The organism is Pseudomonas huaxiensis (genome assembly GCF_003231275.1).
Classification (GTDB): domain Bacteria; phylum Pseudomonadota; class Gammaproteobacteria; order Pseudomonadales; family Pseudomonadaceae; genus Aquipseudomonas; species Aquipseudomonas huaxiensis.
Window position 1 is genome coordinate 166,509 of the sequence record NZ_QKVL01000001.1, and the last position, 24,114, is coordinate 190,622.

The following is a 24,114-nucleotide window of genomic DNA, read 5'->3' on the forward strand; positions in this document are numbered from 1 at the left end:
ATACCCATGCAGCGATGAGCCCCCCCAGATCAACCCAGCTCATCATCCAGCGGATACCGGCTCGCGTTCAGGCTTTCCTTGATCTTGCGCAGGTGTGGCTGGAAATCCACGCCGCGGCGCAAGGTCATGCCGGTCGCCAGCACATCCAGCACCGTGAGCTGAATGATCCGCGAGGTCATCGGCATATAGATGTCGGTGTCTTCCGGCAGCGGGATGTTCAGGCTCAGGCTGCTGGCCGCGGCCAGCGGCGAATTGGCGGCGGTCAGGGCCAGCACCGAGGCGCCGTTGTCGCGGGCCAGACGGGCGACTTCCACCAGTTCGCGGGTGCGTCCGGTGTAGGAAATGATCACGAACACGTCGCCGGTATGCGCCACCGACGCCAGCATGCGCTGCATCAGCACGTCGGCGTGGGCCGAGACGGCGAGGTTGAAACGGAAAAATTTGTGCTGCGCATCCAGCGCCACCGGCGCCGAGGCGCCAAGGCCGAAGAAGTGAATCTGGCGGGCCTGGATCAGCATGTCGACGGCGCGGCTGATGATGTTTGGATCAAGTTGCTGGCAGGCCGTGTCCAACGAGGCAATCGCGCTGCCGAAGATCTTCTGGGTGTAGGACGCCGGGTCGTCGTTCGGCTCCACCGCACGGCTGACGTAGGCGGCGCCGCTGGCCAGGCTCTGTGCCAGTTGCAGCTTGAGTTCCGGGTAGCCACTGACACCGAACGAGCGGCAGAAACGATTGACCGTCGGCTCGCTGACCTTGGACGCCTGGGCCAGCGCCGCGATGCTGAAACGGGTGGCTTGCTGGGGGCTTTGCAGGATGACTTCGGCGACTTTACGCTCGGCCTTGTTCAAGTCGTCGAGACGGCCCTGGATCTGCTCCAGGAGGTTTCGCACGCGGTCCATGAGGGTTTCCTTGGGTCAGGGAGACAGCCATTGGTCGGAGCCAGGCTGTTGTAACGATGGCTTATCGTACTGATGGCACTCTTACTGCACCACTTCAATCTGTCTGCCAGGTCAAATGTTGTTGTTTTTACTACATTGATTCTTGATTCCTACGTCTGAAAACGGTATTTCTACGTCCACTTGGTAAAAGAACCGACATTATGTCTTCGATCAGCGTTGAGCCCTGCACCTTTGCCCTGTTCGGCGCCCTTGGCGACCTGGCGTTGCGCAAGCTGTTCCCGGCGCTCTATCAACTGGACCGGGCCGAGCTGCTGCATCCCCAGACCCGCGTGCTCGCCCTGGCCCGCGAAGCCGGCACTGCGCAGCAGCACCTGGCGGCCATCGAAGCGCACCTGCATGAATTCCTCGCACCTGCCGACCTCGACAGCGCCGCCTTGCAGCGTTTTCTGGGGCGGCTGCGCTACCTGCACATGGACTTTCTGCATGCCCAGGACTACCCGGCGCTGGTCGAGCAGGTTGATCCCGCCGCGCCGTTGATTGCTTACTTCGCCACGCCCGCAGCGGTCTACGGCGGCATTTGCGAAAACCTCGCCAAGGTCGGTCTCAGTGAGCGCACCCGGGTGGTGCTGGAAAAGCCCATCGGCCACGATCTGGAGTCGTCGCGGCGGGTCAACGATGCGGTGGCGCAGTTCTTCCCGGAAAACCGCGTCTACCGGATCGACCACTACCTGGGCAAGGAAACGGTGCAGAACCTGATCGCCTTGCGCTTCGCCAACAGCCTGTTCGAAACCCAGTGGAACCAGAATTCCATCTCCCATGTGGAGATCACCGTCGCCGAGAAGGTCGGCATCGAAGGCCGCTGGGGCTACTTCGACAAGGCCGGCCAGTTGCGCGACATGATCCAGAACCACCTGCTGCAACTGCTCTGCCTGATCGCCATGGACCCGCCCAGCGACCTGTCGGCCGACAGCATCCGCGACGAGAAGGTCAAGGTGCTCAAGGCACTGGCACCGATCGGCGGTCAGGGCCTCGGCACCTGTGTGGTGCGCGGCCAATACATTGCCGGCCACAGCGGCGACAAAGCGGTGCCTGGCTATCTGGAAGAAGACAACGCCAACACCCACAGCGACACCGAGACGTTTGTTGCCCTGCGCGCCGATATCCGCAACTGGCGCTGGGCCGGGGTGCCGTTCTACCTGCGCACCGGCAAGCGCATGCCGCAGAAGCTGTCGCAGATCGTCATCCACTTCAAGGAGCCGCAGCACTACATCTTCGCCGCGGAACAGCGTTTGCAGATCGGCAACAAGCTGATCATCCGCTTGCAGCCGGACGAAGGTATCTCGCTGCGGGTGATGACCAAGGAGCAGGGTCTGGACAAGGGCATGCAATTGCGCAGCGGCCCGCTGCAACTGAATTTCTCTGACACCTGGCGCACGGCACGCATCCCCGATGCCTACGAGCGCCTGTTGCTGGAGGTGATGCGCGGCAATCAGAACCTGTTTGTTCGCAAGGATGAAATCGAATATGCGTGGAAGTGGTGCGACCAGTTGATCGCCGGCTGGAAACAGTCCGGCGATGCGCCCAAGCCGTATGCGGCGGGCACCTGGGGGCCGATGGCGGCGGTCGCGCTGATAACACGTGATGGGAGGTCGTGGTATGGCGATATCTGAATTGCAGTGGCCGGCGTCGGTCACCGCGCGAGCGTTCAAGAGTCCGGCGCAGCTTGCGCAACGGTTGGCGGCGGATGTCGCCGAGCGCTTGCGCGCAGCCATCGCCGGGCAGGGCAGGGCGACCCTGGTGGTATCCGGTGGACGCAGCCCGGTGGCGTTTTTCGAGGCGCTGGGGCAGGAAAAACTGGACTGGTCGAAAGTGCTGATCAGCCTCGCCGACGAGCGCTGGGTGCCGGTGGAACATGCCGACAGCAACGCCGGACTGCTGCGCCGTCACCTGCTTCAAGGTGAGGTGGCCAAGGCGCGCTTCCTGGGGCTTTACCGCGCCGCCGCCAACCTCGACGCCGCTGCATTGGAAGCTGATCAGGCCCTGGCCGAGCTGCCGCCGATCGACGTGCTGGTGCTGGGCATGGGCGACGACGGCCACACGGCCTCGCTGTTCCCGGGCAGCCCAAACCTGGCCGAGGGTTTGCGTGCGGACGGTGAGCGTCGTGTGCTGCCGATGCTGGCGCCGAGCGTGCCGCATCAGCGCCTGAGCCTGACCCGGCGACTATTGGCCACAGCCGCTTTCACCGCCTTGTCCGTGCAAGGCGAGGGCAAACTCGCTACGCTGCGCGCCGCGCTGGCCGACGACGACCTGACGCAGATGCCGATTCGCGCCTTTCTTCACGACCCCCTGGACATCTACTGGTGCCCATGAGCCAAGGATCTCAGCCATGACCACGCTCGAACGCCCAAAGCCATTGCTCACCATGGCCGAAAAAATCGCCCGGATCGACGCGATCTGCGGCCAGGCGCGCATCCTGCCGGTGATCACCATCGCCCGTGAGGCAGACATCCTGCCCCTTGCCGACGCCTTGGCCGCCGGTGGCATCCGCACGCTGGAAGTGACCTTGCGCTCCGAGCATGGCCTCAAGGCCATCAAGCTGCTGCGCGAGCAGCGCCCGGAACTGTGCATCGGCGCCGGCACGGTGCTCGACCGCAACCTGTTCGCCGCGGTCGAAGAGGCGGGTGCGCAGTTCGTGGTCACCCCGGGCATCACCCCGGAAATTCTCCAGGCCGGTGTCGACAGCGATATCCCGCTGCTGCCGGGTATCAGCACGCCCTCGGAAATCATGATGGGCTACGCCCTCGGCTACCGCCGCTTCAAGCTGTTCCCGGCGGAAATCAGCGGCGGCATCGCGGCGATCAAGGCTTATGCCGGCCCCTTCGCCGACGTGCGCTTCTGCCCGACGGGCGGGGTCAAGCCGGACAACCTGAAAAGCTACATGAGCCTGTCCAACGTGATGTGCGTGGGCGGGACCTGGATGCTCGATAGCGGCTGGATCAAGAACGGCGACTGGGCCGCGGTGGAGAAGTGCAGCGCCGAGGCGATGGCGCTGCTGAACGAATAAATATTACGTTGTGTGTTTTACGGCTTTTCGGGGCGCTTGGTCGGCGCCCCTTTTTTTTGTGGCAAGAGCGCAACAATCGCCCTAGAAGAAAACCATCTTCATCGTGTAGTACACCCACATTATGAAAATGAGCACGGCTAGCCAGGCCAGGCTCTTGTGCAAGGTTGTGCTGGTGGTAACGAAGGCCAATTTCTTCTCGAACGCAGTCAGTGTTGGCGACTCGAAGGTCAGTCGTTGCTTGAAGTATTCCGACACGCCCTGCTCGATCAACTCGTCATTGCATTCGACGCTTTGGCTCTTGTAATACGTCCGAATCCGCTCCGCGACTTCCGCCTCGCGCTTGGCCAGGTCGAGGTGCTCCTCGATTTCCATGCGGCGGTGGCGCAGGTCATCGACGAGCGCCATGGCCCCCATCTGTTCGGCAAGACGCCCACCGCTCATTGTCCGGCCTTGGTCAGCAGCGCCCGCGTCGGCGCTTTCTGGACGGGCTTGGGCATGTTGAGGCCGATGGTGTGCAAGCCGGTGACGGCATGTTCAAGGCAGTGACTCATGGCGTATCCCTGCTGGAGTTGATGCGTGGGCATCGTCGAAAGGCTGGCTTCGATTCTTGAACAGATCGATCAGGTCATGCTGTTCCAGATTGCGTTTCATGTAGCTGGAGATCAGTTGCGGGATATCCAGCGACGGCGGGTAGTCCTCGAAGCGTTCGTCGCTATACAGGCAGGCGCAGGGACCTGCGATCGGGGTCATCGTGTGGCAGGCACAATCGCACCGGGCAGGACACTGGAAGTCGCGCATCCGCAGCCCATGCAGCGCATATTGCAGTTCGCGAGCACGGGCATATTGCTCGCCGGCCTTGTGTGTACTGCGCTTCAGGTCCTCCAGTGCGCTGCTCAGCGCCTGCAGTTCTTGTGCGTGCTTGTTGAAGAGTTGCGCTTCGGCCGGGGCCCGGGGCACCAGGCCCTGGATGAATGTCCCCAGGTCGGAGCTCCCGGCCTGGTCGACTATCAGGCTGGCGGCCTTGTGCAGGGCTTCGTCCTGCAGGTCGAGAAGTGGGCGCAAGGTTTGATGGACAATGTTCGCCTTCGCCTTGGCGGCGATGATCTGCTTGGCAAGCAGAGTGCGCTTGAACGCCGAAGGGTCGTCTGTCACCGGGCTCAATGCTTCTCTCCACCCCGCCTGCTTGCGTTGCTCAAGCGTGGCGATCCGTTGGGCTTGAGCATCGCGGTCGGCCTCGACGGTGCGCGGCATTTCCCTGAGCAACAGTTCATTGCGTTGGTTCTGGGTGAAGTTGATCTTTTTCATCAGCCATGCCACCAGCTTCTGGTGTAGCCAGCTGCCTTTGTACCGTTCGATATTGTGCGTGTACTCACGCAGGTAGCTGTAAAAACGGTCGGCCTCATACGCCGGCAGTTTGCTGTCGCGCTCCTCTATCAGGCGCGGAAGGGCTGCTTCCAGGCGCTTGTGGGTGGCGCGCGAATGTTCCAGCTCTTTGAACAGCTGTATGTAGTCAGGGCTGAAGCGATGCTCGCGCCACAGTGCGCGCAGCTTGATTTCCCGTTCGGCGACCACGCTCCGGTAGTCCGTGAGCAACGGCAGGATGTCTTTCTCGGCGCGCTCCAGGCGCAGCCACTCGCGGGCCAGCAATTGTTCGCGGTCGCGCAGTAATTGACGAACCTGTTGCTCGCTGGAATTGCTGTGGTAGAAGCGGGCCTGGGGCCGTCCGTTCAGCGCGCAGATGACGTCCTGCTTGAGCAGCAGGTCGTTCATGGTGAGCCTCGAAAGTGCTCGTCGCCGTTCGTTGAGAATCAGTTCGTGCTGGCGCGAATTGTCTTCGACCAGCGCAAGGAGGGTGCCGGGTGTCATGCGAGAGGAGTGCTCATCAGTGTCCTTTCTTGATGGGGTGCTGCCGGTTCAGTCCCGCTGGGTCCGCGCAACAAGCATCGAACGCAGAATACTGAGATATTCTTCCGGCTGCACCCATAAAAAAGTCGCCTGCAAGGCGCTGTTGGCGGGTGTTTACTGCTGAGTTGTCTGTGTTTGAGCTTCCTGATAAGCCTTGGAAAACCCGCGGCTGAAGCCGCTGCAGAACGACGTCCCAAACAGAATGGCGAACGCCAGCATGAAAATCAGCCACAGGCGGAACGCATTGCTGATGATGAGCCGGCCGAAAAACCTCTCCCTGACGTTCATAGGCTTTGCTTCGAACACCAACCGATGCTGGAAGAACTCCCGCACGCCCTCGTTCACCAGCTCGTCATCGCACTCGATGCCCTGGCTCTTGTAATAGGCCCGGATACGCTCCGCGACTTCCGCCTCGCGCTTGGCGAGATCAAGGTGTTCCTCGATCTCCATGCGGCGATGGCGCAGGTCGTCGACGAGGGCCATGGCCCCCATCTGTTCGGAAAGACGCCCGTTGCTCATTGCGCCGCCTTGGTCAGCAGTTCGGCGAAGGCGCGTTTGGCGTCTTCGACGGCGCTGGCGATGTCCTGCGCAGCCTTGGTGGATTCGGTGCGGTAGGTATCGGTCAGGGTTTTCATATCGTTCTGGAACGCCAGGGTGGCTTGGGCCAGGGCGCGCACGGAGTCGACGCGGATGGTCGAACCGTAACTGGCTTTCAGCGCATCGTTGAGTTGCTGCTGGGTGTTGCTGCCGAGGGCTTCCAGGCCTTTGCTGATGCCATCGGTGGTGGCGTTGAGGGTGTTGGTCGCTTCCGCCATGCCCTGGTTGGCCGAGAACGACACTGCCAGGCTGGTGAGGACGATCTCGTTGGTGGAGAAGAACGACACCATGCGCTGGTATTGGCGCTCTTTCACCACATGCACCTGGCTGATGCGGGCGAAGACCATTTCCGCCGTGTTATAGCCGACCCGCAGGTCGTCGGCGATGTCCTTGATGATCTGGTAGCGCTTGTCTTCGTTCTGCAGTTCACGCACGGCCAGGTCGCGTTTCAGTTCCAGCGCAGAACGTTCCGCACCGCCCAGCTCGCCGGCGTCGGTCACGCTGCTGTTCGCCTCGTCCAGTTCGCGGCTGCGTTGTGCCAGGGCCTCGGTGGCCACGGCCAGTACTTCCTGGGCGTTGACCTCGGCGGTCTTCATCGCCAGGCGGAAATCCATGTAGGACTCCAGAATCGCGTTTTCCCGCACGATCTGCTCATTGGCCAGTTTGCAGGCCTGCATGTAATGCTTGCGGATGTCTTCGAAGCGGCTGGGGATCGAGCCACGGCGCACGTTCATCCAGGTCAGCTTGAGGCGCTCGACGGTGTCGAGACGGCCGTCTTCCATCCACAAGGCCATGGCGGCGGCGTCTTCGCGGATCGAGGTGAAGCTGTTGGTAATGTTCATGAAGCGGGTGGACACGTCCATGCCCTGGATCTGGTCGCGGACCATGCTGTTGAAGCTGGTGGACTGCTGCAGCACCGCGGCGATGGCGGTGACTTTCTCATTGTCGTACTGCGCGACCTTGTCCAGCAACGCCAGCACCGGCGCTTCCTGAACAGGCTTGGGCATGTTGATACCGATGGTGCGCAGGCCGGTGACGGCACGTTCGAGGTATTGGCTCATGGGGGTGTCCTTACGAAGAAGAGAGTTCAGTGGCTGCGCCTGCATTGGCCGGCTCCGGCACCTGATCGTTGAATAACAACCGTTGGTCGTTGAACAGGCTCATCAGGTCGTCCAGCGCCAGGTTTCGTTTCATGTAGCCAGTGATCAGGCCGGTGCAGTCCAGCTCGGGCGGATAGGTGTAGTAGCGTTCGTCGTCGTACACGCAGGGGCACTGGCCCTGGAAGTTCTCATCGTGGTGGCAGGCACAGGTGCACTGCTCGTCGCACGCGGTTTCTTCCTCGCGCAAGCTGCGCAGGCCCCACTCCAGCTCCTTGGCGTGGTGGTAGTCCTCCAGGGCCTTGTCGACGTTTTCCTCCAGGCCCTCGACCCGGTTGCTCGAATCAGCAAGCTTGCTCCAGTACTGGTTGAGCGTGTCGCTGTGTTCGGGGCACTCGTTCACCAGCATTTCGAGGATGTCATCGATGCTGTGGTTGCCCAGTTGGGCGTCGATCCAGCGCTCGATGTCCTGGGTGTAGCTGTCTTCGCCATCGATGAAGAGCACAAGCTGGTCGTAGGCCGCATTGGCCCGTGTCTTGGCGGCGATGATCTGCTTGGCCAGCAGTGTCCTGCGCAGCGTCGTGGCATCGGCACGCAGCCCGCCGCCAGCCTTCGCCCAGTTCGCCACATTCTGCTCATCGAGCGTCAGCAGCCTGGCGTTGTGCGCTTCCACCAACGTTGCGACGCTGTCGGGCATGGAGCGCAGAATCAGTTCGTTGCGGCGGTTTTCGCGGTAATTGACCTTGCTCGCCAGCCAGTCATCACACTGGCGGAACAGCCGCCCGCGGGAATAGTCGTCCGTGCCATAGCGCCGGGTGCGCAGGTACACGTAGAACGGGTTGGTTTCGTAGGCCGGCATCTTCTTGTCGCGTTCTTCGACGAGCTGCGCCAGCGAGTCTTGCAAGCGTTGCCGCGCCTGGATGATGTCTTGCCCCTGGCGCATCAGCGAGGTGTAGTCCGGGTGCAGGATGTGGGCCTGCCACAACTGCGGAAGTCGCTGCTCCCGCTGGTTGACCAGCGCGCGGAACTCGCTGACCAGTTGGGTGATGTCGTTCTCCACCTCTGCCAGTTGCGCGCGGTATTTCGACTCCTGCTGCTGGCGTTCCTGCAGCGCGTGGCGCACCTGCTGATCAAGGGCCGGGTGCTCGATCGGCGCGGCTTCGATACGGCGCAGGCTGGCAATGGTGTCCTGGGTCAGCAGCATGTCCTGGGCGGTGGCTTTCGACAGTGTCGTCTGAAATTCGGTCAGGATGTTTTCGTAGTGGCGAACGTTGTCTTCGACAAGCGCCATGAGGGAGCCGGGAGTCATGGGCGTGGGTGTCCGGAGTCTTGAGGCGGCAGGTCGTGAGCAGGTTGGGAGGTGCTCGGAGGGAAGCTCATTTCGTCCGTGATCTCGATGCGGTGAGGGGTTAACGCGGTCGTCGCAGTATATCCAGCAGCACAAGCAAAATAATGGCATTTCCCCTGGTGTTCAAACAAAAAAAGCCCGCCTCCGGAGAGGCGGGCTTTTCAGTGTGACGACAGCGCGGTCTGGCTTACGCCGCCTTTGCTGCCTGCTGGCTCAGGGAGCGGTTCAGTGCGCTGAACAGGGCCTTGAAGCTGGCGGTGGTGATGTTTTCATCGATGCCTACGCCGTGCACCGGACGACCACCGGCAACGCGCAGTTCGATGTACGCCGCGGCCTTGGCGTTGGTGCCGGCGCCGATGGCGTGTTCGTTGTAGTCCATGATTTCCACGGCGACCGGCAGGCCGGCAACCAGGGCTTCCAGGGCACCGTTGCCCTTGCCGCGCCAGTGCAGGGTGGTCTCGCCTTCACCGGCGACTTCCACTTCCACGGCGCTGTGGCCGTTTTCTTCCTGCAGGCGATGGCTGACCAGCGCATACGGCGCGTTGGCCTGGAGGTATTCGCGGTGCAGCAGGTTGTAGATTTGCTGGGCAGTCATTTCCAGGCCCAGGCGGTCGGTTTCACCCTGGACAACCTGGCTGAACTCGATCTGCATGCGGCGTGGCAGGCTGATGCCGTATTCCTGTTCGAGCAGGTAGGTGATACCGCCTTTGCCGGACTGGCTGTTGACGCGAATGACCGCCTCGTAGCTGCGGCCGATGTCGGCCGGGTCGATCGGCAGGTATGGCACTTCCCACAGGGTGCCTTCTTTCTGCTGGGTGAAGCCCTTGCGGATGGCGTCCTGGTGCGAGCCGGAGAACGCGGTGTGAACCAGGTCGCCGACATACGGGTGACGTGGGTGCACCGGCAACTGGTTGCATTCCTCGACGACCTTGCGCACGCCGTCGATGTCGGAGAAGTCCAGCTCAGGGTCGATGCCCTGGGTGTAGAGGTTCAACGCCAGGGTCACCAGGTCGACGTTACCGGTACGCTCGCCGTTGCCGAACAGGCAGCCTTCGGCGCGGTCGGCGCCAGCCATCAGGCCCAGTTCGGTGGCGGCGATGCCGGTGCCACGGTCGTTGTGGGTGTGCAGGCTGATCAGCACGCTGTCGCGACGGTTGACGTTGCGGCAGAACCACTCGATCTGGTCGGCGTAGACGTTCGGCGTCGAGACTTCGACGGTGGCCGGCAGGTTGAGGATGATCTTGTGGTCCGGGGTCGGGTTCCAGACTTCGATGACCGCGTCGCAGACTTCCTTGGCGAACTCCAGTTCGGTGGCGCTGAAGGTTTCTGGCGAGTACTCGAAGGTCCAGTGGGTTTCAGGCTGCTGGGCTGCGTATTTGACGAACAGCTTGGCCGCGTTCACCGCGATGTCCTTCACGCCTTGCTTGTCCTGGTTGAAGACGATGCGGCGGAACGACGGGCTGGTGGCGTTGTACAGGTGGACAATGGCTTTTTTCGCGCCACGCAGGGACTCGAAGGTCCGCGCGATGAGGTCTTCGCGAGCCTGGGTCAGGACCTGGATGGTGGTGTCGTCAGGGATGTGGCCGTCTTCGATCAGGGTACGCACGAAGTCGAAGTCGGTTTGCGAGGCGGACGGGAACGACGCCTCGATCTCTTTCACGCCAACGCTGACCAGGGTCTTCCAGAAACGCAGCTTCTTCTCGGCATCCATCGGCTCGATCAGCGACTGGTTGCCGTCGCGCAGGTCGGAGCTGCACCAGATCGGCGCCTTGGTGATGGTCTTCGACGGCCAGGTACGGTCAGGCAAGTCGATGGTCGGGAAGGCGCGGTATTTCTTCGAAGGGTCTTTGAGCATGGACATCAGAGCAATCCTTTAAATGCGGCCTGGAACGGGCCTGCCGGATACGAATTTTTTTGGAATGGGCGAGGCGACGCGATTCAGCTTGGTAGTCGTGCACTGACCAGGCAAAGGCTGCGGTGTTGGCGGAGCAAGATGAGGGTTTTGGCGGTTTTCATACCCTCAACCCTAACCAGTGGGGTGAAAGATGGCAAGCACCTGGGAAAAATTGATAGAAATGTGCGGAAACAGCTTTTTATCGACATTTAATAGCGGTTTGTAACGAAAAAGACCGCGCCGGTTGCGCGGTCTTTTTGATTGGCGCAAGTACGCCGTTGCAGCGCTGGCTCAGGGCTGGAAAGCGCCGATGAAAATTGCCGGATCGACCCGCGCATCGTTGAGGCTGATGTTCCAGTGCATGTGCGGCCCGGTGGCGCGGCCGGTGGAGCCGACCTTGCCGACCACCGCGCCGCGGCTCAGGACCTGCCCGGTCTTCACGTCGATTTTCGACAGGTGGCAGAACATGCTGATGAAGCCCTGGCCGTGATCGACAAACACGGTGTTGCCGTTGAAGAAGTAGTTGCCGGTGAGGATCACCTTGCCGTTGGCCGGGGTCTTGATCGGCGTGCCGGCGGGGACGGCGAAGTCCAGGCCGGAATGCGGGTTGCGTTCTTCGCCATTGAAGAAACGGCGTACGCCGAAGCGGCTCGACAGCGGCCCGCTGACCGGTTTGTCCAGCAGCAGGTTGCTCGGCGTGCCCGGGCTGAAGCTGCGATAGGCCTTCAGTTGCTCGGCCAGTTCGGCGTCGATGCGCTTGAGGTCGGCCGGGTTCGGATTGACCTGGCGCTGGTTCTTCAGGGTGATGTGCTGTTCCTGATACTTCTTGCTGCCGACGTTGAAATTCAGCGTGCGGGTGCCCTGGGTGAGGCTGGCGGCGCCCGGCTTCTGGGTCAGCGGGATGCCGACGATAGCCAGCCAGTTGTCCTGTTCCTTGACCACCAGCACCGGCTTGCCGTCGAAACGGGCGGTCAGCGGCTGGGCGGACGGGCCGAGGTCGACCACGGCGACGCCGCCGGGCACCGGCTTGTTCAGTTGGCGGGTAATGTAGCTGGCCTGGGCACTGCTGGCGAAGGTCAGGCAGAGCAGGAGCAGCGAGGCGAACAGTCTTGGCATGGATTCAGTCCAGTAGAGAAAGCGTGACCGGTGTCTGGTGATTGTCTTCGACCCGCACCAGCAACTCGCCTTCGCCCAGGCGGGCTTTCAGGCGCTGGCCGTTGTGCGTCTGCGCGGCGCTGCGGATCGCCTGGCCGCGCTCGTCGAGCAGGATGCTGTAGCCGCGACCCAGCGTGGCCAGCGGGCTGACCACTTCGAGCATTTGCACCTGACTCTGGAGCTGTTGACGGCGGTCCTTGAGGGTGTCGCGCATGGCGCGTGGCAGGCGCTCGGCGAGGTTGTCGAGGCGTTCCTTGAGCAGCGCCAGGGTGCGGCCGGGATGTTGCGCGGCAAGACGCGTGTCGAGTCGTGCCAGACGCTCGCGGCGCTGGTTCAGGCGCTGCTCGAAGGCGCGGCGCAAACGCATGTCGAGGTCGTCCAGGCGCTGCGCCTGCTGACGCAGCCGTTCGCCAGGGTGACGCAGGCGCCGGGCCAGGCTGTCGAGGCGCAGGCGATCGTGGGCCAGGCGGCTTTGCATGCGCAACAGCAGGCGCCGTTGCAGGCTTTCCAGGCGGCGTTGCAGGTCGCTGCTGTCCGGGGCGAGCAACTCGGCGGCGGCCGACGGCGTCGGGGCGCGGACGTCGGCGACGAAGTCACTGATGGACACGTCGGTTTCATGGCCGACCGCGCTGACGATTGGCGTCACACAGGCGGCGATGGCGCGGGCCACGGCTTCTTCGTTGAAGCACCAGAGGTCTTCCAGCGAGCCACCGCCACGGGCCAGGATCAGCGCGTCGAAGCCCTGGGCATCGGCCTTTTGCAGGGCGCGAACGATTTGCCCGATGGCTTCGCGGCCCTGCACGGCGGTGGGGATCAGGTTCAGTTCGACCTGCGGTGCGCGGCGACGGAATACGCTGATGATGTCGCGGATCACCGCGCCGGTCGGCGAACTGACGATGCCGATGCGCTGCGGGTGAGCGGGCAGGGTGCGCTTGCGTTCGGCGGCGAACAGGCCTTCGGCGCTGAGCTTTTCCTTCAGGGCATCGAAGGCCAGACGCAGGGCGCCGTCGCCGGCGGGTTCGACGGTGTCGAGGATCAGTTGGTAGTCGCCACGGCCCTCGAACAGCGAGACTTTGCCGCGCACCTTGACCGCCAGGCCGTCGCGCAACGCCTGGCGAACCCGCGCGGCGTTATTGCGAAACAGCGCGCAACGCACCTGGGCGCCGCTGTCCTTGAGGGTGAAATAGACGTGGCCGGAAGCCGGGCGGGCGAGGTTGGATATCTCGCCTTCGACCCAGATATTGCTGAAAACATCTTCCAGCAGCACGCGGGCGCGGCCGTTGAGTTGGCTGACGGTGAGGACTTCACGGTCGAGGCCGAGGCGTTCGAAAGGGTCTCTGATCATGGGGCGGCACTATAAAGGATCGCGGGGTGGAGTGTCCTGTGTATCCGGCACATAGGACAACGCCCTGAGGCCCGGTAGAAATTACAGCGGTCTTTGTCAGTCACTGCTTGACTCTGAAGTCACTAGAGGGTTTATCGTCCCCTCCATCGAAGTATTCAATGGACCGCACAAACCGCCCTGGCTTGTGATCTTCAACAAGGATGTTGATGAAATGAACGATCCCTGATTCCCCTCCCTTACTGCGCGAAGCATAACTTCTTCGCGTGCCCTCACGTTCGTCCGTACAACCCGGCCTGATTGAAGGGTCGAAGTTGCGCTGTCGGCTGGGCGCTGAAAAAACATCAATAACAACATCGAACGTCACGCCTTCGGTCCGTGGTTACCTGCGCTTGTGTGTTTTTACAATAAACATCAATGGAAATGAGGAACTTCATGAACAGCAGCGATTTCTCCGCACGCCTGAAAGAGTTGGGTATCGACCCCATGAAAGCGGCGGCTGCATCGGTTTCGGAACTTTATCGGTTGCCGCAGAGCGCACTCGATGAAATCAAGACGTCGTTGATTGTCGACGCTTTCCGCTTTCACTATCGGAATAACGCCTATTATCGGCAGGCCTGTAACAGCAAGGGCATCACTGAAGACAGCATCGCGACCTTCGATGATCTGATCCGCATTCCGCTGGTGCCGATTGCCAAGTTCAAGTCCGCCAGCAGTCACGAATTACTGTCCAAGCCGCTTGCGCAGATCGAACACGAAATGCGCAGCACCGGCACCAGTGGTATTCCGAGTATTTCCCGGCGCTGCCATGAAACCGTCGATGTCGCGGTGGTAGCGATCTATGCGATGTACCGCGAGTTCCTCGGTATCTCCAAAGGCGCGGGCTTGTATATCTGCCCGTCCACCGAGGAAATCCCGGAGATGGGCATGATCAAGGCGTTGAACATGCTCGCCGGCATGCTGGACACCCATCGATTCATGGTCAAGCAGGAGCGCTTCGTTCCCGAGCAGGCCATCGAACAGCTCAAGGGCTGGGAAAACCAGTTCACCCGCCACATCATCGGTCCGCCCTTCCTGATCTATCGCCTGCTGCAGTTCCTCAAGCAGACCGGCCAGCGCCTGACCCTGGACCGCGGCAGTCGGGTGATCACCCTCGGCGGCTGGAAGCGCTTTACCGGGCAGATGATTTCCCGCCGCGAATTCAACCTGATGTGCCAGGAATATCTGGGCATCGATCCGGGTTCGGTGCGCGATATCTACGCGCTGGTGGAATCCAACGTCATGGCCATCGATGACGAACATCAGGTCAAGCATGTCTCGCCCTATGTGCATTTCACCGTGCGTGACATGAACGACCTGAGCCGCGAAGTCGCACCGGGGGAGAGGGGCGTGCTGGGCATTCTCGATCCGCTGGCACTGGCGACGCCGGGGATGATTCTCACCGAGGACATCGTTGTCCTGTTGCCTGGCGAAAGTCCGTCCGGACGCAGTGGCCAACGCATGGAATACATCATGCGCGCGCCTACTTCCCTGGAGTTCGGTTGCTGTGCGGTGAACCTGGAAAAAACCATGGACGGACAAACCTCGAACACCTGCCCGATCGCCAGTTGATAGTGTGGACCTCGCAAAAGGACATTGTATGTTCAACGATATTATCGTCAGAAACTTTTCCGATCCTGTATACGCCGCCGAAGTTGATGAGCAGGCCGCCACCATCGAACTGGGTAATCCGGTGTGCGGCGATCGGATTCGCGTGCAGTTCGAAGTGCTCGATCGCGCTATTCAGAATGTTCGTTATCAGGCCTGGGGCTGTGCAACTTCCCTGGCCACCGGAAATATATTCTGCGCGCAAATCGACGGTCAGTCCCTCGACACACTCGAGGACGTTACCAGTGCCGACATGCAACAGATGTTGGGCGAGATAGAACCCTCGCAACATCATTGCCTGGAAATGCTCAAGTCACTCTTTATCCAGCTACGGCAATACAACGCCGCCTGAGGAAGAACAGGATGTCGACCCACGGTTATTTCGATTACAACGCGACGACCCCGATGTACAAGGAAGCCTCTCACGCACTGAGCGAGGCCTTGAACCACTTCGGTAACCCGTCGAGCGTCTACACGCTGGCCAAACAGAACCGCAACGCCCTGGCCATCGCACGGCAACAGGTCGCCGGTTTGATGAACTGCGCACCGGCCGAGCTGACCTTTACTTCGGGCGGTACCGAGGCCAACAACTGGGCGATCAAGGGCTCCTTGCTTGCCTGCGGCGCCATCGGTCGTGTGGCCCAGCCCACCCACCTCATCATTTCGGCGATCGAGCACTCGTCGATCCTCGAGATTGCCGCTCACCTGGAGCGGGTCTTCGGCTTCGAGGTCACCCGCCTGGCGCCGGACCGTGACGGTCTGGTGAGCGCGGAGCGGGTGCGCCAGGCCCTGCGGGAAAACACCCGGCTGGTCTCGATCATGCTGATGAACAACGAAGTCGGCACCTTGCAGCCGGTGGGCGAGATCGCCCGGGTACTGCAGGGTCGCGGTATCCACTTTCATGTCGATGGCGTGCAGGCGGTAGGCAAGATCCCGGTGGATGTGCAGGCGCTGGGCATCGACACCCTGTCGTTCGCCGGGCACAAGTTCTGCGGGCCCAAGGGCGTCGGCGGCCTGTATATGCGCAACGGTGTGGTCCTCGAACCGCTGCTGCACGGCGGTGGCCAGGAGGGTGGTCTGCGCGGCGGTACCGAGGCGTCGGCGCTGGTCACTGCCATGGGCGTGGCCGCCGAGGTGGCGGCAGCGGCCATGCCCGACACCATCACCCGCATGGGCATTTACCGCGAGCACCTGATCGAGCAACTGCAAGCGCGGATCCCCGGCGTGACCATTCATGGCTCGGCGGACCCGGCGAAGCAGGCGCCCAATACCCTCAGCGTGTGCATCGCCGGTATTCGCGCCGAGTCGCTGGCGGCGCTGCTGGACCAGATGCACGGCATCCAGGTCTCGCTCGGCTCTGCCTGTTCCAGCAACAACGCCAAGTCGCTGTCCCATGTGCTGGTGGCCATGGGGCTTGGCGAGGCGACGATCCAGTCGACCATGCGCGTCAGCCTTGGCCCGCTGACCACCGCAGACAGCCTCGAACGCTTCGTCGGCGCGGTGGAGGCGGGGATCCGCATGCTGCGGCGGATCAGCGGAGAGGTGCCAGCATGAGCCGACTGATCCCGCTGGACCGCGCCGGCACCATTCTCGACTGCCTCGATCACTACGCGTCGTCCCAGCCCGACGCACCGGCCTACACCTTCGTCGGCCACAAGGAGGAGGACCGGCAGGTGCTCAGCTACGGCGAGCTGCACCAGCGCGCCACGGGCTATGCGACGGTTTTGCGCGACGCCGGGCTGGCGCACCGGAATGTCCTGCTGCTGTTTCCCACCGGGCTGGATTTCATCGTCGCGTTCTTTGCCTGTGCTTATGCGCGAGCAGTGTCGATCCCGGCCAACCTGGCGCGCAATAGCCATCACTACACCCGCCTCGGACAGATCGTGGAAAACGCTGGCGCCGCTGCAGTGTTGACCGTGCCCGAGCTGCAAACCTCGATCGCCGAAGGACTGGGCCGGCGTGAGGACCTGAAGTTTTACTGCGAGCCGCTTGCTGCAAACCAGGCCTGTGCGCAACTGACCCGCCCGGACCCTGAGCAACTGGCGTTCATCCAATACACCTCCGGCTCCACCGGTGTGCCCAAGGGTGTGATGGTCCGCCACTCGCAACTGATCGCCAACGAGCGCGCGATCCATTCCGTCCTGCAACTGGGCGAGGGCGTTGTCGGCGCTGGCTGGTTGCCGCAGTTTCACGATATGGGCCTGATCGGCGCGCTGCTGCAACCCATCTCCCTGGGCGGCCACTATGTGTTCATGTCGCCGCTGCATTTCCTGCAGCGGCCGCTGCGCTGGCTGACCTTGCTCAGCCAGTACGGCGCGGCGGCGACCGGAGCACCGAACTTTGCCCTGGCCTTGTGCGTGCAGGCCGAGGTGGACGAGCGCACGGCGGCGCAACTGGACCTGTCGGCACTGCGCGTGCTGTTCTGCGGTGCCGAGCCGATCAGCGCCACGGTGCTGGAGCGTTTCGAAGAAAAGTTCGCCCGCTACGGCCTGCGCACGGGAACGGTCACGCCGTGCTACGGCCTGGCGGAAGCGACCCTGATCGTGTCCGGCGGCGTGGCGGCGAATGAGCAACGGGTGTTGAACGTCGCGCGCAAGGACCTGGAAAACGGCATGGCCATCGTCTCCGGCAAGTTCGATCAGGACGCGCAGGCCCTGGTCAATTGCGGTCCGGTGGTGCGCGACCATCAGGTGGCGATTGTCGATCCCGACAGCCGTCGCCGCGTCGACGACGGCCAGACGGGCGAGGTCTGGTTCTCCGGTCCCAGCGTCGCCTCAGGTTACTGGGCCAACGCCCAGGCCAGCGCTGCCACCTTCGGCGCGGTCACCGCCTGCGGACAAGGCCCGTGGATGCGCACCGGCGACCTGGGTTTCATCCACGATGGAAGCCTGTATATCGCCGGCCGGATCAAGGAACTGATCATTCTGCGCGGGCGCAATGTTCACCCCCATGACCTGGAGACCAGCCTGCGCGATGTGCATCCAGCGCTCGGTGATGCCGCCATTGCGGCGTTCGCTGTCGAGGCCGGCCCGAGTCCGCAGGTGGTTGCCTGGATCGAGTTTCCCCGTCGCGACCGCAGCGCCGGCGAGCTGGATTTCCCGAGCCTCACTCGCCAGTTGCGCGCGGTGCTGATGGCCGCCCACGAGGTGCGTCTGGAAGACATCGTCTACCTGTACCAAGGCGCGATTCCGCGCACCTCAAGCGGCAAGGTGCAGCGTCATCTGTGCGCCAGCCGTCACCTCGACGGCAGCATCGAACAGCACCGCCTGCTGATCCACTCCACCCGCCAACCCACCCCGTCCTGCCTGGAGGCTATCGCGCCATGACCGCCGATCTGAACCTGACTGTCCCATTGCCCGATGCCTCCTGGTCCAGCAAGGAAGGTCTGGCCGCCGTCAAAGCGCTGATCAAGACGCGCCTGCGGGATTACCTGCGGGTGCACCAGCCGGACTTCGTCGAGGAGATTCACGACAACCTGTCGTTCGACTACATCGGTCTGGACTCGGTGGCCCGGGTCGAACTGGTGGCGGCACTGGAGCGGCACCTGGGTATCGCCCTCGACCCGACCGCCGCCTATGACTTCGTCACCGTCGGCGCCCTGGCCAGCTTTGTCTGGTCGGAGCTGTCCGGCGAATCCCTCGACCTGAAAGCCGCGCTGGGGGTTTGAATGCTCGACTGTCTCGTTATCGGCGGCGGGCAATCGGGCCTGCTGTGCGGGCATTTACTGGCGCGGGCCGGCATCGACTACCGGGTGCTCGATGCCGGCCCGCGCGCCGGCGAGGTCTGGCGGCAACGGCCTGCCAGCCTGCGGCTGTTCACCTCGCGGCAGTTCTGTCGTCTGGCGGATCTGCCGATGCCCGGCGATCCCGCGGGCTATGCCTCAGGCCATGAATTTGCCGATTACCTGGAAGCGTTCGCTCAGGCGAAGCAGGTGCGGGTGTCTTTCGCCACCCGCGTGGCACGCTTGAGCGCGGTGGAAAACGGCTTCGAGGCGCTGCTCGAAAATGGCGAAGTCATTTGCTGCCGCAGCGTGATCAATGCCACCGGCTCCAACCAGGCGCCGGTGGTGCCCGGTTTTGCACAGAAGCTCGATCCGCGGATCGTGCAACTGGCGGCCGGCGAGTTTCGCGATGCGGGCTTTATGCCCGCCGGTTCGCGCATCGCCGTGGTCGGCGACGGCGCCAGCGGGCGGCAGATTGCCCTGGAACTGGCCGCGCAACACCGGGTGCTGTTGGCCTGTGGGCGTCAGCGCAAGCTGGTGCCCAACCGTGTTCTGGGCAAGGACGTGTTCTGGTGGTTGAACAGCCTGGGAATCTTGTCGGCCCATCACGATTCCTGGGTCGCGGGAATCATCAGAAAGCGCGATCCAATTCCCGTGGCGAGTGCCAACAACAACGCACTGACGCAACGGGGTGTGGAGATCAGAGCACGCGCCATCGATGCCGATGAAACCGGTCTGATCTTCCAGGACCAGCGCCACGAACCGGTCCAGGCGGTGATCTGGTGCAACGGTTATCGGGAAGACACCGGCTGGATTCAACTGCCCGGCGCCGAAGCCTTCGGCGCCGGTATCGGCCACGAAGGCCGCACGCCGCAACCGGGGTTTTTCCTGATGGGGCGCAAGTGGCTGAGTTGTCGCGCTTCGGAACTTGTGGTCGGCGCCAATAACGATGCCGCCCGCGTCGTTCAATATGTCCGGGAGTCTCTGGGCAACTAACCGCAGTTCATCTGAAGGATGAGTTGAACATGATAAGAAATACAGTTGCCTGGATCGTCAGATCCAGGTTGTGGGTTCTTATTGCCCTGAGTTTGGCTACGGTGCTGTTCGCCACCCAGGTCAGAAACCTGCAGATCGTCATCAACCCCAACACCATGCTGCCCCAGGCGCACCCGAGCGTGATCGGCACCAACCTCGCCGAATCGCTATTCGGTTCCAAGCATGTGGTGGTCATCGGCATCAGTGCGGCGGATGGCGGTAGCGCGCTGACTCCGCGGATTCTCACCACCCTCGGCGAGCTTTCCGCGCAAGTCAGTACGCTGCCCGGGGTCAAGGGCCACACGCTGATGAGCGTCACGGCGAACAAGGCCAAGTCGATTGCCGGCGGCGCCGACGAGATGCGCGTCGAGCCGCTGCTGGACACGCCGATCGACGCCGGCGCCATCGCCCGCTTGCAGGAGCGTCTGGCCAATAACCCGGTGTATCGCGGCACGCTGGTGTCGGAGGATGGCAGCCTGGTTTCGCTGTCGTTTGCCATCCACGCCGACCAGGGCGGTTTCCGCAAGATCATGGACGGGGTGCAGAAGGTCATCGACGAACACCGCGCGCCTGATCTGAAGATCACCGCCAGCGGTTCGCCGGTGTTCTTCGCCGCGGTGGAACGCTTCGCCCAGCGCATGGGCATTCTGTTCCCCATCGCGTTGCTGATCATCGGCCTGATCCACCTGGAAGCCTTCCGCACTGTGCAGGGCCTGATCCTGCCGCTGCTCACCGCCGTGCTCGCGGTGATCTGGGGGCTGGGCATCATGGGCGCGGTCGGCGTGCCCATGGATGCGTTCAACGCGACCACGCCGATCCTGATTCTCGCGGTCGCCGCCGGGCATGCGGTGCAGATCCTCAAGCGCTATTACGAGGAGTACGACAAGCTCACCCTCGGCGGCGCGCCGGGCTCGCCGCAGCAGCTCAACGACCAGGCGATCATTCAGTCCCTCAGCCGCGCCGCGCCGGTGATGCTGACGGCGGGCGGCGTGGCGGTGCTGGGCTTCTTTTCTCTGGTCACCTTCGAGATCGCCACCATCCGTACCTTTGGCCTGTTCACCGGCCTTGGCATTCTCAGCGCACTGTTCATCGAACTGACCTTTATTCCGGCCCTGCGCAGTTACCTCCCGGCGCCTGCGGTCAAGGCCCCAGACGTCAAGGGACCGAGGGTCTGGGATCGCCTCGCCGATCACCTGACCGGTTTGATCCTCAAGCGCCGCGGGCTGATCGTGTCGCTGTTCATGGCGGTCGCGTTGCTGTCCTCCATCGGCCTGCTGTTCCTCAACAAGGAAAACTCGACCAAGAGTTATTTCGGCCGCGGCCTGGCGGTGTACCAGGACGATGAATTCCTCAATCACAAGCTGGCCGGGACCAACACCCTCTACGTGGTATTCCAGGGCCAGCAGACCGACAGCCTGAAAGACCCGCGCACCCTGCGCCTGATCGAAGATACCCAGCGCTTTGTCGAAACCCTGCCGGACGTGGGCAAGACCACTTCCATCGTCGACTTCATCAAACAGATGAGCCAGTCGATGAACGAAGGCGACCCGCGCTACTTCCGTGTGCCGGACGCCCAGGACATGGTTTCCCAGTACCTGCTGCTGTACTCCATGTCCGGTGATCCCACCGACTTTGACGCCTATATCGACTACGAGTACCGCAACGCCAGCCTGATCGTCTGGACCCGCAACGACAGCAGTACCTACGCCGCCGGCCTGGTGCAAGCGATTCGCGACTACGTTCAGGACCGCCTGCCGCCGGGGGTCAAGGTGCAGATCGGTGGCAGCGTGCCGCAGTCGTCGGCGCTGAGCGAAACCCTGGTGCACGGCAAGATCATGAACATCCTGCAGATGATGGGCGTGATCCTGCTGGCCGGTGCCCTGGTGTTCCGTTCGCTGATGGGCGGCGTGTATCTGGTCGTGCCGCTGGCGGTGACCGTGCTGGTCAACCTCGGCGTGATGGGCGCCACCGGCATTCCGCTCAACACCCCCAACTCGGTGGCGTCGGCCATGGCCATCGGCATCGGTGCCGACTACGCGATCTACATCCTCTACCGCATGCGCGAGGAACTGCGCCGGGTTGACGATTTCGACCTGGCCCTGCGGGAAACCATGCGCACTGCCGGCAAGGCAGTGGTCTATGTCGCCACGGCGATTGCCGGTGGTTACTCGGTGCTGATGCTGTCGTTCAACTTCTACATCCACATCTGGTTCGGCTTCCTCATCGTGCTGTCGATGATCGTCAGCGCGCTGTGCGCCCTGGTGCTGATCCCGGCACTGATGAAGGCCTTCCCGCCAACTTTCCTGCGAGCCCAAGCGATGAAAAAACCACTGCCCGGCGCGGTCCTGCCGCTGCTGTTTGTCCTTGCCGTCGGCCTGCTGTTGCGCCCGGACCGCGCGCTGGCCGCAGGCGCCAATGCCGACGACATCATGTCGCGCAGCTACCAGGCGACGCGCATGGACAGCTCCCTGTCGCAGTCGACCTTTACCCTGACCAACGCCTCCGGTCAGGAACGGGTGCGCAAGACCTTCGCCGCGACCCGCCTGCAGGATGACGCCACGCACAACCGCCGGGTCATACGCTTCCTGTCGCCCGGCGATGTGCGCAACACCACCACGCTGATCATCGAGAAAGCTGCGCAGGATGATGTCTGGGTGTACCTGCCGACCCTGAAAAAAGCCCGGCGCCTGGCCAGCAGCAACAACAACCGCAGCTTCGTCGGCACCGACCTGACCTACGGCGACCTGATCGGTCACAAGCCCCAGGACTGGACCCACCGCCTGCTGCGCGAGGAGACCTGGGAGGGCGTTCCCACCCAGGTCATCGAGTCGCTGCCGAAGTCTGCGGAAATCGCCAGCAATACCGGCTATTCGAAGCGCATCAGTTGGGTCGCCAACGACTCCTTCGTGGCGGTCAGGACGGAGCTGTACGACGCCAGCCAGGCACTACAGAAAACCGTGCTCAGCAGCGAATTGAAGGCGGTTGATACGGCGCGACAGAAGTACCAGCCGATGCTGGTCAAGGTCAGCAATCACCAGACTGGCCACTCGACCACCGTGCGGATGGACAGCTTCGAAGCCAACGTCGCGGTGAGCGACAACTACTTCACCAACGGCTACCTCGAACGGCAAGAGTGAACCATGCGCGCCCAACTGCTTATCCTGTTTGCCGCCGTCGGCGCCTTCAGCGAGTCCGCCCGCTCGCAGAGCTTGCCGTTCGGTGAGTGCCGCACCGGCTACTGGTCGTCCAACCGCAATCTGGACGACCACGGCGACATCGCCAAAGGCACTTGCCTGATCAACTGGAACCTCGATCTCGCCGAGCAGACGCGGCTGGTGCTCGCGGCACGCGCCGGGATCGACGACAGCGGGCAGGCGGACGGCTACAGCGGCCGCCTGCGCGATGGCTATATCGAAGCCGGCAACGATGCCTGGCGCTGGCGAGTGGGGCGGCAGGTCATCGCCTGGGGGCGTTCGGACCGGATCAATCCCACCGATTACCTGTCGCCGCGGGACTTCACCCTGCTGGTTCCCGAAGACGACGAGCAGCGCATGGGCCTCAATGCGTTGCAGGTTCGCCATGGCTTCAATGACAGCCTGTCGCTGACCGCGGTGCTGGCGGATTTCGACGCCAACCGCATGCCTCAGGGAACCCTGCCGAGCAACCTGGACAAGCGCGACGAACCCGATGCCCTCGAAACGGCGCTGAAACTCGACCACGCCGGCGACAGCCTGGACTGGTCGCTGTCGTGGTTCGATGGCTACGAGCGAGCGCCGCGTTATCAGGCGGTGATGACGCCGGCGCTGCGTTTTATCAGCGCCTATGAACGCAAGCGTGCCATCGGTGCGGACTTTGCCTGGGCAGCGGGGGAGTGGACGGTGCGTGGCGAGTTCGCTCACGAGCGACTGTCGCTGGACTGTTCGGGGTGCCGTGACGAGCGGCGCAACAGCACCCGGATCGTGGTGGGCGCCGACCGTAATTTCGGCGAATCGGCCAACATCAATCTGCAACTGTTCGGGGTCTTTCGCGACTACCGGGAGCCGGCTGACAGCGGGATTCTGCGGCTGATCGAAGAGGGCGAGGATCGCCTGAATTCCGAGTTCGGCCGCCGCGACTGGGGGCTGACTACGCGGATTTCCGACATGTTCTTCAATGAGCGGTTGAAGCTGGAAATGTCCGCCGTCGTCGATCTAACCGGCAGCAGTTATGTGGTCCGGCCACGGGCCAGCTATTCGCTCACTGACTCGGTGAAGTTGGGGGCGGGCGTGGATCACTTCCACGGCGCCCGGCAGAGTTATTTCGGGGTGAGGAAGAAGAACAGCGTGACGTTCATGGAGTTGAGTCTGGTGTTCTGAGGTGGCGGGGCTGGCTGGGTTGAGCAGCCGGCCTCAGGCCTTGAGGCGTGGGATT

Annotated in this window: 20 protein-coding genes; 11 read left to right on the forward strand and 9 right to left on the reverse strand. The window is 62.7% G+C overall.

Features of this window, described 5'->3' with window-relative positions; translation table 11 throughout:
• Window positions 1-29: 29 nt before the first annotated feature.
• Entirely contained in the window at window positions 30-890 is an 861-nt protein-coding gene (locus DM374_RS00775) for a MurR/RpiR family transcriptional regulator (RefSeq protein ID WP_218241215.1), read from the reverse strand.
• 209 nt (window positions 891-1,099) lie between these two features.
• Here DM374_RS00775 and zwf point away from each other — a divergent pair, with 209 nt between their 5' ends.
• The 3 genes from zwf to DM374_RS00790 are packed head-to-tail and all read left to right on the forward strand — an operon-like array spanning window position 1,100 to window position 3,963.
• A complete protein-coding gene (zwf, locus tag DM374_RS00780) occupies window positions 1,100-2,569 on the forward strand; it encodes a glucose-6-phosphate dehydrogenase (protein WP_110968145.1) in 1,470 nt (489 codons plus the stop codon).
• Window positions 2,556-3,269 (forward strand): 6-phosphogluconolactonase, encoded by a 714-nt coding sequence (pgl, locus tag DM374_RS00785; protein WP_110968146.1) that lies wholly within the window; start codon window positions 2,556-2,558, stop codon window positions 3,267-3,269. The genes zwf and pgl overlap by 14 nt, the downstream gene beginning before the upstream one ends.
• Before the next feature lie 16 nt (window positions 3,270-3,285).
• Entirely contained in the window at window positions 3,286-3,963 is a 678-nt protein-coding gene (locus tag DM374_RS00790; protein ID WP_110968147.1) for a bifunctional 4-hydroxy-2-oxoglutarate aldolase/2-dehydro-3-deoxy-phosphogluconate aldolase, read from the forward strand.
• Window positions 3,964-4,044: 81 nt separating this feature from the next.
• Here DM374_RS00790 and DM374_RS00795 read toward each other — a convergent pair whose 3' ends face one another.
• From DM374_RS00795 to xseA, 8 genes are all read right to left on the reverse strand, one after another.
• The gene (locus tag DM374_RS00795) at window positions 4,045-4,404 is read right to left on the reverse strand and encodes a DUF6384 family protein (RefSeq protein ID WP_110968148.1); all 360 of its coding nucleotides are present in this window, start codon (window positions 4,402-4,404) and stop codon (window positions 4,045-4,047) included.
• Between the two features lie 93 nt (window positions 4,405-4,497).
• Window positions 4,498-5,829 carry a hypothetical protein gene (locus DM374_RS00800; RefSeq protein WP_110968149.1) on the reverse strand — a complete coding sequence of 444 codons (1,332 nt, stop codon included), beginning with the start codon at window positions 5,827-5,829 and terminating at the stop codon, window positions 4,498-4,500.
• Window positions 5,830-5,982: 153 nt separating this feature from the next.
• Entirely contained in the window at window positions 5,983-6,387 is a 405-nt protein-coding gene (locus DM374_RS00805) for a DUF6384 family protein (RefSeq protein ID WP_110968150.1), read from the reverse strand.
• Window positions 6,384-7,526 (reverse strand): merozoite surface protein 3b, encoded by a 1,143-nt coding sequence (locus DM374_RS00810; RefSeq protein WP_110968151.1) that lies wholly within the window; start codon window positions 7,524-7,526, stop codon window positions 6,384-6,386. The genes DM374_RS00805 and DM374_RS00810 overlap by 4 nt, the downstream gene beginning before the upstream one ends.
• A gap of 10 nt (window positions 7,527-7,536) precedes the next feature.
• The gene (locus DM374_RS00815; protein ID WP_157969643.1) at window positions 7,537-8,871 is read right to left on the reverse strand and encodes a hypothetical protein; all 1,335 of its coding nucleotides are present in this window, start codon (window positions 8,869-8,871) and stop codon (window positions 7,537-7,539) included.
• A gap of 226 nt (window positions 8,872-9,097) precedes the next feature.
• Complete coding sequence (gene leuA, locus DM374_RS00820) at window positions 9,098-10,771, reverse strand: 2-isopropylmalate synthase (RefSeq protein ID WP_110968153.1); 1,674 nt, start codon at window positions 10,769-10,771, stop codon at window positions 9,098-9,100.
• A gap of 324 nt (window positions 10,772-11,095) precedes the next feature.
• Window positions 11,096-11,920, reverse strand: a complete 825-nt coding sequence (locus DM374_RS00825; protein ID WP_110968154.1) for a peptidoglycan DD-metalloendopeptidase family protein — start codon at window positions 11,918-11,920, stop codon at window positions 11,096-11,098.
• Between the two features lie 4 nt (window positions 11,921-11,924).
• The gene (gene xseA, locus DM374_RS00830; RefSeq protein WP_110968155.1) at window positions 11,925-13,304 is read right to left on the reverse strand and encodes an exodeoxyribonuclease VII large subunit; all 1,380 of its coding nucleotides are present in this window, start codon (window positions 13,302-13,304) and stop codon (window positions 11,925-11,927) included.
• Window positions 13,305-13,736: 432 nt separating this feature from the next.
• Between xseA and DM374_RS00835 the strand changes: the two genes are divergently transcribed.
• Genes DM374_RS00835 through DM374_RS00870 form a run of 8 tightly spaced genes read left to right on the forward strand, consistent with a single transcriptional unit; the run spans window position 13,737 to window position 24,059 of the window.
• Window positions 13,737-14,912 carry a LuxE/PaaK family acyltransferase gene (locus tag DM374_RS00835; RefSeq protein WP_110968156.1) on the forward strand — a complete coding sequence of 392 codons (1,176 nt, stop codon included), beginning with the start codon at window positions 13,737-13,739 and terminating at the stop codon, window positions 14,910-14,912.
• Between the two features lie 28 nt (window positions 14,913-14,940).
• On the forward strand, window positions 14,941-15,300 hold the full coding sequence (locus tag DM374_RS00840; RefSeq protein WP_110968157.1) for an iron-sulfur cluster assembly scaffold protein: 360 nt from the start codon (window positions 14,941-14,943) through the stop codon (window positions 15,298-15,300).
• An 11-nt stretch (window positions 15,301-15,311) separates the two neighbouring features.
• Window positions 15,312-16,502 (forward strand): cysteine desulfurase family protein, encoded by a 1,191-nt coding sequence (locus DM374_RS00845; protein ID WP_110968158.1) that lies wholly within the window; start codon window positions 15,312-15,314, stop codon window positions 16,500-16,502.
• Window positions 16,499-18,274, forward strand: a complete 1,776-nt coding sequence (locus DM374_RS00850) for a fatty acyl-AMP ligase (RefSeq protein WP_110968159.1) — start codon at window positions 16,499-16,501, stop codon at window positions 18,272-18,274. Before DM374_RS00845 ends, DM374_RS00850 begins: the two co-directional genes overlap by 4 nt.
• A complete protein-coding gene (locus tag DM374_RS00855) occupies window positions 18,271-18,615 on the forward strand; it encodes an acyl carrier protein (RefSeq protein WP_110968160.1) in 345 nt (114 codons plus the stop codon). Before DM374_RS00850 ends, DM374_RS00855 begins: the two co-directional genes overlap by 4 nt.
• The gene (locus DM374_RS00860; protein ID WP_110968161.1) at window positions 18,616-19,665 is read left to right on the forward strand and encodes a flavin-containing monooxygenase; all 1,050 of its coding nucleotides are present in this window, start codon (window positions 18,616-18,618) and stop codon (window positions 19,663-19,665) included.
• Between the two features lie 29 nt (window positions 19,666-19,694).
• On the forward strand, window positions 19,695-22,841 hold the full coding sequence (locus tag DM374_RS00865) for an outer membrane lipoprotein-sorting protein (protein WP_110968162.1): 3,147 nt from the start codon (window positions 19,695-19,697) through the stop codon (window positions 22,839-22,841).
• 3 nt (window positions 22,842-22,844) lie between these two features.
• On the forward strand, window positions 22,845-24,059 hold the full coding sequence (locus DM374_RS00870; RefSeq protein ID WP_110968163.1) for a DUF1302 family protein: 1,215 nt from the start codon (window positions 22,845-22,847) through the stop codon (window positions 24,057-24,059).
• Window positions 24,060-24,114 lie beyond the last annotated feature (55 nt).